Origin of the sequence: Acinetobacter rudis (genome assembly GCF_031157835.1) — a bacterium.
Lineage (GTDB): Bacteria > Pseudomonadota > Gammaproteobacteria > Pseudomonadales > Moraxellaceae > Acinetobacter > Acinetobacter rudis_A.
The window spans coordinates 363844-377913 of sequence record NZ_JAVIDR010000003.1 but is presented as its reverse complement, the minus strand read 5'-3'; the positions used below and the strand labels follow the sequence as shown (position 1 = coordinate 377913).

The window sequence follows — 14070 nt, the reverse complement described above, 5'->3', positions numbered from 1 at the left end:
GATTGAGTCCAGTTGAATACAGAACTCAATCTCATTTAACCGCCTGAAAAACTGTCCAACTTTATGGGGTCAGTTCAGAAAGGCGGTTTTTTATTGCCTGAATTTCGGATGAATAGGGTGCAACGAGCGGATGCTCATTAGAAATGGTGGAAACCTATGAAGATTAAAACAGTTGTTGTTGATGGTAAGACATATGCAGAAGTGGATGACAATAGCCTTCCTATCTACATCCATGATGATGGTAAAGAAGTCGCTTTTGATGCTGCTCACGCCGTGCAGAAGATTAGTTCACTGAATGCGGAAGCAAAGACTCATCGTGAAGCTAAAGAGGCTGCGGAAGCAGGACTTAAAGCATTCGAAGGTTTAGATGCCGGTGAAGCACGTAATGCACTCAAAACCATTAAGAACTTTGATGATAAGAAGCTCATTGATGCCGGTGAAGCAGAACGTGTCCGGACTGAAGCGATTGAATCTGTCAAACAGACCTATGAAACACAGTTAGGCCAAATCACACAAGAGCGTGATACCTACCAACAGCAATTACATGGTGAGTTGATTGGTGGTGGTTTTGCTCGCTCTAAGTTTGCTGCTGAAAAGTTAGCTGTTCCTGCGGATATGGTTCAAGCCATGTTTGGTGGCAACTTCAAAGTCGAAAATGGCAAGCCAGTCGCTTATGACAACAAAGGTCAGAAAATCTATTCGCGTACCAATCATGGTGACGATGCTGGTTTTGATGAAGCCTTAGAAATCTTAGTTGGAGGATACCAACACAAGGATGCAATTCTCAAAGGTAGCCAAGGCTCAGGTGGTGGCTATCAAGGCGGAAATGGTGGTCAAGGTGGTGCCAAAACCATGACACGTCAAAACTTTGAACAATTAGCTCCATCTGAAAAAGCGTCATTTATGAAAGATGGCGGCGAAATTACAAGTTCTTAAATTTTAAATTAATTGGAGAAGTTAGCATATGGCTAATAAATTAGATGGCTTATTGCCAACACTTTATGCGGCAATGGATATTGTATCGCGTGAGATTACAGGTTTTATCCCTGCCGTAACACGTGATACAGGTATTGCGCGTGCTGCGGTGGGTGATGATGTCAAAATCCCTGTAACTACTGTTGCTGAAGCACAAGACACAAAACCTGGTGTAACTGCACCAGATGCTGGTGATGCTGCAGTAGATAATGTAGTTGCTAAGATTACTAAGTCTCGTAACGTACCGATTCGCTGGAATGGTGAAGAAACGCGTTCATTACAAAATGCAGGCACCTTTGGTCAGATCCAAACAGATCGTTTTGCTCAAGCAATGCGTACATTGGTCAATGAAGTTGAGCATGACTGCTGGTTGGAAGCTTATAAAAATGCTTCGATTGGTTATGGTACAGCAGGAAAAACACCATTTGCTACAGCAGCTGATATGACAGACTTTGCTGGGTCACTTGGAATTCTAGAGCGTAATGGTGCACCTCGTAATGACCTACAGATGGTATTAGGCCATGCTGCAATTGGTAATCTACGTGGTAAACAATCCGGACTATTTAAAGTCAACGAGGCTGGTCGTGACGATATGCTTCGTAATGGCATGACTGATCGCATCATGAACTTTGCAATTCGCCATTCTCATGCAATTGGTGTGCATCTTAAAGGTGATGCTGCTGGTTATACCGTAGATGGTGCATTTGAGGCAGGTAAAAGCACCGTAGCGGTTACAGGTGGTACTGGTTCAATCCTTGGCGGTGACATTGTTACTTTTGCTGGGGACGATACAAAATATGTGTCAGGCGGTTTAGTAGGCAATAATTTGGCGCTGAATTCTGGTTTGATTCTTCCTGTACCGGATAAATCAGCACTGAGTTTAGGTAATACCTATGTGCCAAACTTAGTCTTTTCTCGTTCAGCGATTGCATTGGCTACACGTGCACCAGCATTACCAGATGGTGGTGATAGTGCCGATGACCGTACTCAGATTGTTGATCCAGTCACCGGCTTAGCTTTTGAAATTGCAGTTTATCGTCAATACAAACAAGTGGTTTATGAAGTTAGTTTGGCTTGGGGTGTTAAGGCAGTGACAAAACGTCACATTGGCTTACTGTTGGGTTAATCATTAGGGCGAGCAATCGCCCTTATTTTTTGGAAATAAAAAATGAATCCATTAAATACCGTCAAGATCAAAGATGGTGAAAGTTATCGCATCATTAATGAATCTGATTTCAAACATGGTCTGCATGAGCTATGTGAGGGTGAGAAGCTATCAGTACAGCCAAGTGTAGTGAGTGGCTCGTCAACAGGTAGCATCAAAGCAGACTTAGAAAAGCTGCAGACAGAAAATACTGATCTGATTGCGGAACTTAAAACAGCTTTGGATGAAAAAGATACCTTTAAAAATCAACTTGCCAAAGCTCATGCAGACTTGGAATCTGAACGAGCAATTCACACAGCATTTATAAGTGATGTTGATGCAATGCAATCCCGTATTGATGAATTAAAACAGTCCGTTGGCTCTAGTGGAGACGCTGTAGAGCAATCCATTAATCAATCAGAGTCAGAGGCCAAACCTGCTGAAAATGATTATGCAAATTGGACCGTGCCACAAATCAAAGAGTTTTTGGCATCAAAAGAAATTGGCTTTAAGTCTTCCGCATCTAAAGATGAACTTTTAGCCCTTATTCCAAAGGAATAACCCTATGAGCTTTATCTCTATTGAAGATGCGAACGAAATATTGGGGAATGACTTTGCACCAGATGGTGATAAAGCTCGTCTAATCCTGCTGGCTAATACTTGGATGAAGAAGCATGCAGGTGTGGCACCTGATCCAGTACCTGATGAATTAAAGATAGCCTCATGTGAAATCGTTAAAGGGATTCTGGCCAAAGTGATTTATAACGGTAAAACCCAAACTTTAAAGCGTGAAAAGATTAAAGCCGATGGTGTGGAGTCAGAGGAAGAATACCAAGAGGGTAGCGAATCTTTATCGAGCTTTGAGCAGATTGCTTTAGACCTGATTGCATCCGTTGTGGATGACAGCAAAGCATCATCCTATGGCATATTTTTAACACGGGTGTGATATGGGATTAAGAGATAAGATTCAAGGCAAACTTGCCAAAGCATTTGATAGTAAACTTTCAGATGCCGTGTATTCATTTACCTGTGAACGCATTATTAATGACGGTGCTTATAACCATGTCACAGGGCAATATGAAGATCAGGAAGTCTTTAAATATTCAGGCCGTGGTATTTTATTTGGTAGTTATAATCAGTATGAAGTTCAAACATTAGGTGTGTTGGCTACAGATAAGAAAGCAACATTACTACAAAATGAAACTACAGCCGAGCCTTTGATTGGTGATGAGTGGATGACAACCGAAGGTAAGTTCAAAGTCATTTATAAAGGCCAAGATCCAGCACAGACAATTTGGAAAGTGCAGTTGAGAAACTTATAATGCGTTTTTGATTTTATTTCATAGGTAATATGAATATGCGTTTGGAACTAAGAGAAAAAATTATCAAAGAATGTGAGCGAAAAATTGAACAAAAAGGCGAGGGGGTGGGAGTGTCTTTTTACGCTTTCTTTGAAAATAAGAATAAAGATCCAGAATCACTAATGGAAGTTGCCACTTGGTGGATCAAAACGCATCAATTAGATCATTTTGAGAAAGCGGTCAAAGTTAAGAAACTCATTGAGTCGGAGTAGTTCTCTGTATGATTATTGCCCACTTAAGTGGGTTTTTTTATGGGTAAAAGTTATGAGCTGGACCATCAAACCAACTGACTTCATTAAAGAAATTGAAAGTGATCTATGTAATTTACAGAAGAAAATAGCAACCGATGCCCTACGTGGTGTTATCGAAGCATCACCTGTCGATTCTGGTGCGTTTAAGGGCAATCATCGATTAAGTATTAATACTATTGATGAAGGTTTTGATCCAAATCTAAAAGACTCCTCAGGTGCTAACGCCTTAGCAAAAGGGCTAAATGTGCTTTCTAGCCTTGTACCTTATTCAGTGGTCTATATTCAGAATAATGCACCTTATGGACCTGCACTGGAATATGGCGGCTATCCTAATCCCGTGAAGAAAGGAAGTTGGGTAAAAGGTAAGGGGGGTAAAGGCGGATACTATGCCATTAAGTCTGATAAAGGATTTAGTAAACAAGCACCACTCGGTATTTATGGCGTGACCTTTACTTTGATTAAAGAGAAATACAGATGATGACTCATGCTGAAGCTCGTAAGGTGTTTATGCAGCTTATTGGTAGTTTTGATTATATTGATAAGGCTCATGTCCTAACCCAAAACCAACCGATGAAGAATGGCCAAGCATTTGAACCGCCAAAAGATGGTTTATGGTGTCGAGTTTTTATTCGTAATGCACCGACATTTATTTCAGGGTTGGGTGATACGCCGTGTACTCGGACAGTGGGGAATTTAATCATTCAATGTTTTGATCGCATTGGAAATAGCACAGTAGCTTTAACGGATTTAGGCGATGCTTGGATAGAACACTTACAGTTTAAGCGTGTAGGGCATTTAGAAATCCTACAAGGCTCCGTCATTGATGTCGGTGAGACAGAGGATTTCTACCAATTTAATGTGATTTTTGAATATCGGATTAATTAGAAGCTAAATAGAAATATCCCTGAAATCACACAACAAACCCATGTAAACCCTGTGACCTAATAGTCTCAGGGTTTTTTATTGCCCATTTTTTGGTTTTACCACTGGCTAGGCTGATCCCCGAAAAGCAAGTTTCATGTTCAGCTTGCTTGCCAGTGTTTCTTTTTGAGCATGATTTAGGAGAATGTCATGAACATGATGGCAAGTTTAAATTTAAGAGCTATGGTTACCGCTGATAATGGCGAGGCAAAAACAACAAGCTATGCAGTGGCTGAGGCATTTGGGAAGCGGCATGCTGATGTGTTGCGATCTATTAAAAACATGAAGTGCTCACAGAAGTTCCGTGAACGCAATTTTGCGTTTACCTTAGAAAACAAACAGATAGGTAACACAAAAAGAAATACTGGCTTTTATCAAATGACCAAAGATGGCTGGATGTTCTTGGTTATGGGGTTTGGTGGTGAAAAAGCTGACTTGATTAAAGAACAATTTATTGAGGCTTTTAATTGGATGGCAAACCAATTGTCTCATTCATTCAAAGCCAAGTGGGCAAGATATAACACTATCTCAACTCATCACCAGAACAGAAAATCTCAGGTGAGTGGTGAGGCTAGATCTATGGCGCATTGGCGCTGGGAAAAACAACCACTTGAAGCTGAAATGGCTCAATTGGAGCAAGAGCTACAGCCACAGTTAAAATTTGAGGATGATAAGTAATGAATATTGCTTATGTGGTGGCAGAGTGCCGACCAAGTACAGATGAAGATGGTTATGCTGATATTAATATTGGCGATGATAGTTATATTTTTTGCGCAATAGAACCAGTTTTAGATACTGGAAATTGGCAGAAAAATATTGAAGCAGCAATATTAATTGGTATTGATATCGAGCGTACAAAACCAGAGCACAAGCACATTATCCTACATGCTGAAAGTATTTTAAAACTATGTAAAAGCATACAAGGTGAAACTTTGTAACTTTAATATTTAAATCCACCTCCTTTATGGAGGTTTTTTTTATGCCTAAAAGGAGGACTCTATGAGTTCAGGCTCAAAGATTCGGCTGTACTATGCAGCAGAGTCAACACCAGAAGTATTACCAGCTACACCTATTTGGAAAACAGTTCGCCGTGTGACAGATGGGTTATCTGAGGATGTAAAAACAGAAACATCGAATAGTGTGACAGATAGTCGTTTCCGCCAAGGTGGTATGGCCACAGAATCTGAAATTAAAGGCACACTGGAAGTCGAGTTGTCCGTAGGCTTGTTTGATGACTTCTTGTCAGCATTCGCGATGAATGACTGGAAGACTGATGTATTAACTTTTGGTGGTGATGTTCGTAAAACATTTACATTCGTCAAAGTCTATGAAGATATCGGTCAAATTTATGTTTACAAAGGTGTGCGCATTGGCGATCTAACAATGTCGATTGCAACCACTGGTAAGATTACTGCCAAGTTTGGTCTTGTTGGGACTACTTTTGAAAAGCCAGCGACAAGCCCAGTTAAAACACCATTGGCAGTGCCGGATAGTGTATTAGTTTCATCGCTTAATGTTGGCAAACTAAAAGTTAACAATCAGGATGTTGTCGGCACATCGTGCATGCAGTCTGTTGAGCTTTCAATGAATAACAATCTTGAGGCAATTCGCTGTATTGGGTCTAAAAAACTATCAGCAACAACATATCTAGAAAAGATCATGGATATCACGCTGAATACAAAATTTATGTTCTCAGCTCAATCTTCGGGTTACGTCGATTATGTGAAGACACGCGATACCATGCCGATTACATTTGCCATTGAAGATAGCAAAGGTAACTCGTATGACTTCAACTTTCCAAAGCTGGAAGTGTCACAGGCCAATCACCCTGATGGTGGCGGTGAAGATATTATTCAGCTTGACGTGAATTTCAATCACATCATGGTTTCACCGACGATTACACGTAAATTAGTTGGAGTTACTCCTTAATGAAAATTCAAATTGAAGAAAAAAAACCGATTGATGTACCGAGTGAGTGGTGCTCGTTCGAAGGTGCGAAGTTCCTGATTGCTGGTACAAGTAAACCTGCATTTAGCCGTAAGATGGATATCTTTGGGGCTAAGATTAATCAGGAAATGAATGGATACCGTGAGATTACAGATGAATCTGCATGGCTTACACCACTTGACTATAACAAAGCCTTTGCTGATCTAATTTTGGATTGGGAAGGTGTTGTTGATGCTGATGGTAAGCCAGTAAAGTATTCAACTGATATGGCTGAACAGTTATGTACTATGGCGGTTGATCCTGAAACTAAAAAAGGTTTATCTGTCGCTCTTGTGGTATTTGTTACTGAACAAGCTGAACGCATTCAAGCTCTTGCAGATAAAGCTAAAGAAGAACTATTGGGAAAGTCATTGAGTGCTACAGATATCAATCGCATGGCGCTAAAACCGAACATCAAAAACGTCAACTCGCAGCGCTCGGTATCAAAGCGAAAACGCCGAAAATAACACGATTGGCAAATGCAGTAGTTGAAGCATACAACCTAATCTCACGATCTCGTAAGTATGAGCAAGGTATCCCAATGCCTATTGATCTATCTGCTATCACTGCATATTTAGATCAGTATGAATCGCCGTGTGAGTCTTGGATATTTGATGATTGCATTATTACTTTGGATAATCTTTTTTTAGAAGAGGCTTATCAGAAGAAGTAAGAGGAAAGTCTAGGTTTTATCGTGCTTTACGACAAAATTTGTCGCAAACCCTATTTAGTGATTTGTTATTTTTTATTTGTGGTATATATTAGCTAAAGGTAAGGCTTCTTACCTTTAGTCGTCTTTACGATAAAATAAGTTATTGAATTTAGGGGTTATCATGAAAATGTTCACTAAGCTACGACAATGTTAAGTAATAGAAGTTCTATTATTGATTTGTGGTTAATTGTTAGTTAGTGGAGGGCATGCAATGAATAAAAAATATACAGCAATGGATGTTGCTAACTATATTGTTTGGTATGTGAATAGCAGTACAGGTGGTGAAGTAACACCCCTTAAGTTGCAGAAGTTGCTTTATTATGTTGCAGCATCATACTTTAAAGAGAGTGGCTCTCGCTTATTCACAGAAAATATTGAGAAATGGAAATATGGTCCAGTTGTTCCCTCTGTTTATCATGGATTTAAATCTTGTGGTATTGAACATATAGCTCAGCCTTTATCTACTCTTGAAAAAGATGAAACAAGTGTACTTGGATATAAAAGAAAGTCTTTTAGTGAGCGTGTATTTATTTTGAATAAATCACTTGTTAATTTAATAGATCCTGTTATTGAAAATTTGGTAAGTAAGGATGCCTTTGAGCTAGTAGAAATAACTCATAGAGAGGCTGCTTGGAAAAAGCTAGAAAGTCAAATTCTGCAAGGTGCTCAGGAATTATATTACAGTGATTTAGATCTAAGTAATGCAGATTTTAATACAAAGTAAGTGCACTGTATGTCATTAGATGAAACATTAACTAGAAATAAGGAGTTAGAACTAATAACTTTATTTTTAACTCCTTCTAATCACCTAGATAAAAAAATGCAAGAAGAAGCAGCTCGTTTGTTTCTATTGTTGGAGGTGGATTATATTAAGGTTACAGATGGCGAAACTTTTTATAGATTGCCATACAAAGAAATTTCAGAAGAAATTTATAAAAATAGAGATCTTATTATTAGGTCAAATGAGTTAGTTAGCTTTTCTGAATTAGTGCGAAAAAATATTGATAAATACTATATGGAGCTAATGAATGAGATGGGTACTGATGGTGGTTGTACCCAAAACAGTAAAGATCATATACATGAATGCTTTAATAAGTTTATGCAACACATATCGTTAGCATTGGTGCAAAAAGCATTTATTGTAGAATCATCAAAGGAAGCACGAAAACTTGCATTAACCGCAAAGAGGCAAGCGACTAAGGCAAAGGAAATGTCTAATGGAATGGTAACAAATTATGTTACAATTCTTGGTATTTTTGCTTCAATAATTATTACAATTTTTGGTGGGGTTAGTCTTTCAAATGCAGCAATTAAACTTGTAAGTTCTAAATTTGATTTACCAATGCTTGTCTTTGTCTTAAGCGTGTTACTGATAGCATTTATTTCAATTCTAAGTATATTGATAAGCTGGATAGCATCTATAAACAGTAAAGGCAAGAATTACAGCAAATTAAGATGGAGAATTTTAGGCTTTTTTGTTTTATCTGCGATAGGTAGTGGTTATTACATCCACCAACATATTAAAGTTAGCAATGAGTGCCAGATAGGGTATTTCACCTGCTTGCATATGGATGAACTTAAAGAGCCTTATGTAAAACTAGATCCATCAAAAGATGATGGCAAAAAAGACTAGGTAGAAAGCAACTTAATCAAATCCTAAACCGACCCATTCAAGGTCGGTTTTTTATTATGCAAAAGCAAACAAAGGGTAAATATCAGGTCGCTCTTGCTGGCTTGCTAACCATAAATCGTGCTGAGTTTGTAGATTCAACCAAAAATCAGGTGTTGTTTCTAAAGCAATAGATAAGCGTATAGCCATATCTGCTGATATACCAGTATGTCCATTTAGGATGCGAGATAGATTAGCTCGGGTTACCCCCAAAGCTTTAGCAGCATTTGTGACAGAAGTGCCATCTAGGTATTCTTTTAAGAGTTCACCGGGATGTGGGGCGTTAAACATGATGCTCATTGTAAGTACCTCTCAGTGGTAATCTAAATAATTGACTACATAAGCATTACCATCTTCAAATTTGAAAATGATACGCCAGTTACCATTTACGGTTAGTGACCAGTGATCAGCTAAATTTCCGCTGAGTTGGTGAAGCCTCCAATTTGGTGGTGTCCTAAGATCAAGAACATTTGATGCCGCGTTAATTGCTGCAAGTTGTAATCGAAGCTTGTTTGCGTGAGTAGCCTGAATACCACTAGTTGTTCCTGATTCAAAGAACTTTTGTAGTCCTTTATGGGCAAAGCTCTTAATCAAGTTAGCTGCTCTAATTCGTAAACCGTATAGATACACTATACGGAAAATTGAAAGTGAAATCAAATATTGACCTCCTCAGCGGAGGTTTTTTTACGCCTGAGGAAAAGTTATGTCCAAGCAAGAAAGCCGTCTGTCTATTGCAATTGATTCACAGGAAGCAGTACGCAATGCGAAAGCAGTACACAAGGAATTAAAGTCTATTCAAGAGACTGGGGATTTTGCAGCTAAGTCAGTTGAAGGCACATCAAAGTCTCTAACAACATTCTCACAAGAAGGTGCCAAAGGTGCATCTTCAGCTAAAGTACTTGCTGGTCAAATAGGATCAGTTGGCACTCAATCAAAAACGGCCAGTGATGGATTAAGTAAAGTTGCTCAAAGTTCCAATGCTTCCGTAGCATCAATGAACATGGCGAGTACAGCTGCACAGGCTTTAGCTTCTCGTATTATGGCCATTGCTACCGTTGGCGCTGCTGTGTCCAAGATGGATGCACTCACTGGGCTTGAAAACCGCTTAAAGTTGGTTACAAATAGTCAAACTGAACTCAACAAGGCAATGAGTGATACATTTACCATTGCCCAAAATACACGTCAAAGTTGGGATAGTGCAGCGCAGGTTTACCAAGGTTTCGCAAACAACGCCAAAACACTTGGTCTTGATATGCAGAAGACAGCGGTATTGACCGAAACTGTATCAAAGGCTGTCGCAATTAGTGGTTCGAGTACACAGGCGGCAGAAGCTGCATTGGTTCAGTTCAATCAAGCGCTTAGCTCAGGAGTTCTACGTGGCGAAGAGTTGAATAGCGTAATGGAGCAAGCACCAGGTCTCGCCAAAGCCATTGCTCAAGGTATGGGTATCACGGTAGGTCAACTTCGAACTGTAGCAGCTGAAGGTAAAATTACAAGTGATGTTCTAGTTCAGGCTCTTACCAAGTCAAAAGATAGTGTTGACGAGTTATTTGGTAAAACCAGTAGCACCATTGGTCAGTCTCTAACAATGCTGGACAACGAGATAACAAAGTTTGTTGGTGAGGCTGGAAAAAGTTCTGGTGCAGCCAGTGCGTTAGCAGGATCTATTCAGACTCTAGCCAACAATCTAGACTTAGCAACCAGTGCAGCCATGATTGGTGGTGCTTATTGGCTTGGAACTTACATACCAGCTGTCTACAAATCGGTTACAGCTGGCTATGCAAAAGTTCAATCCACAGTAGCTGAAATACGTGCTGAGCAACTTGCCAATGAAATAACTGTACAGCGATCAGCGCGTATTGCACACCTAACCACTGTAGAGCTTGCCAATGCACAGGCTCAAGCTGCGAGAATGTCAGGAATTGCCAAAGTAGCATTTGTTGAAAAAACACTAATACCATTGGAGCAAGCAAATACTGCTGCCATTGCGGCAAACACAGTTGTTCAGGATGCAAATAATAAATCGAAACTCCTTGGTGTTGGTATTGGTTCGCGTTTACTGGGTGTTTTGGGTGGTCCAGTCGGCTTAGGCCTTACTGTTGCTGGTGTTGCTGCATCAATGTTACTAATGAGTGGTAATACTAAGACAGCAAATGAAGACCTTAAAGATCAAAGCAAGTATGCAGAAATGGCTAATGAGGAATTGGCCAAACTTGAAGGTAATAAGAAAAAGTTTGCAACTGAAATATTAACAGCTGAGCTCGAATTGCAAAATAATCAGTTAAAAGCTGCTCAAAAAGAGTTTGAGGCACTTACTGAAACAATTGCAAACAGCAATAAGGGAAATATTGAGGCTGAGAGAATTTGGGCTCAAGTGAAAGCAGGTGTTATGACTGCTGAACAAGCTGTTGCTGCATACAATCAAGCTAAATTCATAACCAGCTCTCAAATGACTCAGCTTGAAGATGGACAAGCAAAAATCAAAGGTCTTGAATTAAAGGTTGATGATGCGAATACAAAATTACATCAAGTCAAGCCTGCAAGTGACGTAGCTGCTGGTGGTATTGATAAGGTTGGTAATGCTGCTGCAAATACTGAATTAAAAGTTGCCGGAATGTCTGCTGCTTATCAGCAGTTTTTGGATAAGGCGAAATCCAATGCAGCAAAGGAACTGTGGGTTTCTGCTTATGCGGAACGCACAGGAATGACGACTGATGAGGCTAGATTTTTCTACGATGCTAAACAAGCAAACCAAGGTAAAACGATTACCCAAGAGCAAGCTAACCAACTTGACTTAATATATAAGCAAGGGCAGGCATCAAAAGATCTAGATGAGCATCGACAAAAGGCTGCTCAAGCCCAAGCGAAATCCGATAAGGACGCAACCAAGGAGGCTGAGAAGCAGCTTAAGTTAAAGGAAAAGCAGGCTGTTTTATTGGCTGGTAATGACGAGAGAACACGCAACATGCTTCGTGTTTATCAGTCTTTTAGAGGCGCTGGTTTAGGTGACAAGCAAGCACGTGTTATGACTGCACAGGTTGGTCGTGAAAATGACTTTGTAAGCAGTGCAATGTTTGGTAGTCATAAAGACCGCAATAATGGCTATACAAATACAGGCTTCATTTCATGGCAAAAAGAACGTTCTGCCAACTTAATGAAGTTCTTACAAGGACAAGGTGTTCTCGATAAAAAGGGAAACATTCAGCAGTCGCAAGAAGCACTCAATGCCATGGCCAAGTTTCTTGTGCAGGAAATTTCAACCACAAATGCCTATGGAAAAACTAAGAATGCATTACAGAATGACAATCTCAGTTACCGTGAGCTTGAGAAAATTGTTGGTACAAACTTCATTGGCTGGGATTATGTAGGAAATAAGCTTGGTTCAAAAACTTCTGCAAAACATCTTAAGAAACAAGATGGCTACTATGAAAAACTAAGTAACATCTTAGGCAAAGATCCTGAAGGAGTAATGGGTGCGATTGGTGGTCTTTCTAGGTTTGAGGACGAAGCGTATAAGGCCAGAGCTAAAACCGAGGAGGAAATTAGCCAGCTTCAAGCTCAATATGATACCGATGCAATAAAACGCTCAAAAGATCGAGAAGAAGCGATCAACAAGGCAACAATCCTTGGTCAAACAGATCTATTATCTAAGATTAATGAGCGCTACGATGCCCAAGATACACTTGCATCACTCCAGTTCGATAATGAACTGAATGGTTACAAGTGGACTGAAGAACAGAAGATCAACTACCACAATGAAACTGCAAAGCTAATGTTGGATATTGATGGAAAGTATTCTGAGAAAGGAAAAGCAGCTCTTAAGACTTCGCTTGATAATCAGCGCGACTTAGAACTATCTGCTTATCGTCACCTCCAACAAGAAAAACAATTTACCTATGATCAAGAGATTGCTAAGCGTCGTCGTGAAATTGATGATCGTATGGCACGAAATACGATGGGTGGTGATGATTATCAACGCTATGTATTGGCTCAAGGTCAGAAAGATGAATATAAAGCTAATGATGATCAGCTAACCACTGATCTTGCCAACATTGAAAAGCAGAAACGAGAAGGTGAGTTTGCAGATATTCAGGAATACTACAGAAGACTTGAAGAAGCGAAGCTGTTACACAAAGAAAACGAACTAGCAATTTCTCATGAATACCAGAAAAAGGAGGCAGATGTTTTAGCATCACAAAAAGCAGCACAGTTTCAATTGTGGGGTAGCTTAGTCTCTCAAGGTCAAACAACTTGGTCGCAGATGACTCAATCTGTTAAGGATGGTGCTGGTGAGCAATCTGCATCATATAAGACAATGTTTGCTATGCAGCAAGCCTTTTCTATTGCCTCGACTTTAATTGCAACGCACTTGGCGGCAATGCAAGTTACTGCCGATGGTGCGAATCCTACGTTATTTGGTAAGGTGACTGCACATTCTGCCATTTTAGCAATGGGATATGCTCAAGCAGGTTTAATCGCGTCTCAAGCAATTGCTGGATTTGCAACTGGTGGCCAAATCTCTGGCAAAGGCAGTGGTACAAGTGATGATATCCCTATCATGGCATCAAATGGTGAGTATATGATTCGAGAGTTCGCAGCATCCAAGCTGGGTTTGCAAACTCTTAATTATATTAATAAAACTGGTGAGCTGCCTTATCAGAAGTTTCAAGAGCATTTATTGTTACAGCAAGAGTCAAAGAATCCAGCTACTCAAGGGTTTAGCACAGGAGGGTTGGTTGGCTCTCCTCAACAGTCCAGCCCCACGATTGAACGTCAAAGGTTAATTGCTGTTCGTGAGAACATAGCTACTAAACAATCATCTGAACCAACAGTGTCAATCCACCAATCAATAACCTTTGATACTTCAAATGGCGAGACAAAAATTGATACAAGTGGTCAAAAGGCTCTTGCCGAGAGTCTTAATGGTGCAATGAATAATTGGGCTAGACGTGAGAGTATGCAGGGGGGAGTTTTATTTAATGCAATTAAACGAATCAAGTAAAATCGTCTAAGTGGCTTTATTAATACTACCCTGTTATTTTACTAACAAT

At 39.9% G+C, this 14070-nt stretch carries 18 protein-coding genes; 16 read left to right on the top strand and 2 right to left on the bottom strand.

Going from position 1 to position 14070, the window contains the following annotated elements; all coding sequences use genetic code 11:
• The first annotated feature begins 156 nt into the window (after positions 1-156).
• The 15 genes from RFH42_RS05690 (at position 157) to RFH42_RS05620 (ending at position 8983) form a co-directional block, all read left to right on the top strand.
• The gene (locus RFH42_RS05690; protein WP_308974620.1) at positions 157-936 is read left to right on the top strand and encodes a DUF6651 domain-containing protein; all 780 of its coding nucleotides are present in this window, start codon (positions 157-159) and stop codon (positions 934-936) included.
• Between the two features lie 28 nt (positions 937-964).
• Positions 965-2101 carry a P22 phage major capsid protein family protein gene (locus tag RFH42_RS05685; protein ID WP_308974619.1) on the top strand — a complete coding sequence of 379 codons (1137 nt, stop codon included), beginning with the start codon at positions 965-967 and terminating at the stop codon, positions 2099-2101.
• Between the two features lie 42 nt (positions 2102-2143).
• Complete coding sequence (locus RFH42_RS05680; protein ID WP_308974618.1) at positions 2144-2680, top strand: hypothetical protein; 537 nt, start codon at positions 2144-2146, stop codon at positions 2678-2680.
• A gap of 4 nt (positions 2681-2684) precedes the next feature.
• On the top strand, positions 2685-3065 hold the full coding sequence (locus RFH42_RS05675; protein WP_308974617.1) for a hypothetical protein: 381 nt from the start codon (positions 2685-2687) through the stop codon (positions 3063-3065).
• Position 3066: 1 nt separating this feature from the next.
• Positions 3067-3441, top strand: a complete 375-nt coding sequence (locus tag RFH42_RS05670; protein WP_308974616.1) for a glutamate 5-kinase — start codon at positions 3067-3069, stop codon at positions 3439-3441.
• 35 nt (positions 3442-3476) lie between these two features.
• On the top strand, positions 3477-3692 hold the full coding sequence (locus tag RFH42_RS05665; protein WP_308974615.1) for a DUF6500 family protein: 216 nt from the start codon (positions 3477-3479) through the stop codon (positions 3690-3692).
• A 52-nt stretch (positions 3693-3744) separates the two neighbouring features.
• Entirely contained in the window at positions 3745-4209 is a 465-nt protein-coding gene (locus RFH42_RS05660; RefSeq protein ID WP_308974614.1) for a hypothetical protein, read from the top strand.
• The gene (locus RFH42_RS05655) at positions 4206-4616 is read left to right on the top strand and encodes a hypothetical protein (protein WP_308974613.1); all 411 of its coding nucleotides are present in this window, start codon (positions 4206-4208) and stop codon (positions 4614-4616) included. Before RFH42_RS05660 ends, RFH42_RS05655 begins: the two co-directional genes overlap by 4 nt.
• 186 nt (positions 4617-4802) lie before the next feature.
• Positions 4803-5330 carry a Rha family transcriptional regulator gene (locus RFH42_RS05650; RefSeq protein ID WP_308974612.1) on the top strand — a complete coding sequence of 176 codons (528 nt, stop codon included), beginning with the start codon at positions 4803-4805 and terminating at the stop codon, positions 5328-5330.
• Complete coding sequence (locus tag RFH42_RS05645; RefSeq protein ID WP_308974611.1) at positions 5330-5590, top strand: hypothetical protein; 261 nt, start codon at positions 5330-5332, stop codon at positions 5588-5590. The genes RFH42_RS05650 and RFH42_RS05645 overlap by 1 nt, the downstream gene beginning before the upstream one ends.
• A gap of 61 nt (positions 5591-5651) precedes the next feature.
• Entirely contained in the window at positions 5652-6581 is a 930-nt protein-coding gene (locus RFH42_RS05640) for a phage tail tube protein (RefSeq protein WP_308974610.1), read from the top strand.
• Entirely contained in the window at positions 6581-7105 is a 525-nt protein-coding gene (locus RFH42_RS05635) for a hypothetical protein (RefSeq protein WP_308974609.1), read from the top strand. Before RFH42_RS05640 ends, RFH42_RS05635 begins: the two co-directional genes overlap by 1 nt.
• Before the next feature lie 5 nt (positions 7106-7110).
• Positions 7111-7311 (top strand): hypothetical protein, encoded by a 201-nt coding sequence (locus RFH42_RS05630; protein WP_308974608.1) that lies wholly within the window; start codon positions 7111-7113, stop codon positions 7309-7311.
• A gap of 250 nt (positions 7312-7561) precedes the next feature.
• Positions 7562-8074: a Panacea domain-containing protein gene (locus RFH42_RS05625; protein ID WP_308974607.1), complete on the top strand. Its 513-nt coding sequence runs from the start codon at positions 7562-7564 to the stop codon at positions 8072-8074.
• A 9-nt stretch (positions 8075-8083) separates the two neighbouring features.
• Positions 8084-8983: a hypothetical protein gene (locus RFH42_RS05620; protein WP_308974606.1), complete on the top strand. Its 900-nt coding sequence runs from the start codon at positions 8084-8086 to the stop codon at positions 8981-8983.
• A gap of 54 nt (positions 8984-9037) precedes the next feature.
• Here the strand turns inward: RFH42_RS05620 and RFH42_RS05615 are convergent, their stop codons facing one another.
• The gene (locus RFH42_RS05615) at positions 9038-9319 is read right to left on the bottom strand and encodes a HigA family addiction module antitoxin (protein ID WP_308974605.1); all 282 of its coding nucleotides are present in this window, start codon (positions 9317-9319) and stop codon (positions 9038-9040) included.
• A 12-nt stretch (positions 9320-9331) separates the two neighbouring features.
• The gene (locus RFH42_RS05610) at positions 9332-9613 is read right to left on the bottom strand and encodes a type II toxin-antitoxin system RelE/ParE family toxin (protein ID WP_308974604.1); all 282 of its coding nucleotides are present in this window, start codon (positions 9611-9613) and stop codon (positions 9332-9334) included.
• Between the two features lie 109 nt (positions 9614-9722).
• Here RFH42_RS05610 and RFH42_RS05605 point away from each other — a divergent pair, with 109 nt between their 5' ends.
• The gene (locus tag RFH42_RS05605) at positions 9723-14021 is read left to right on the top strand and encodes a tape measure protein (protein ID WP_308974603.1); all 4299 of its coding nucleotides are present in this window, start codon (positions 9723-9725) and stop codon (positions 14019-14021) included.
• The last annotated feature ends 49 nt before the right edge of the window (positions 14022-14070 follow it).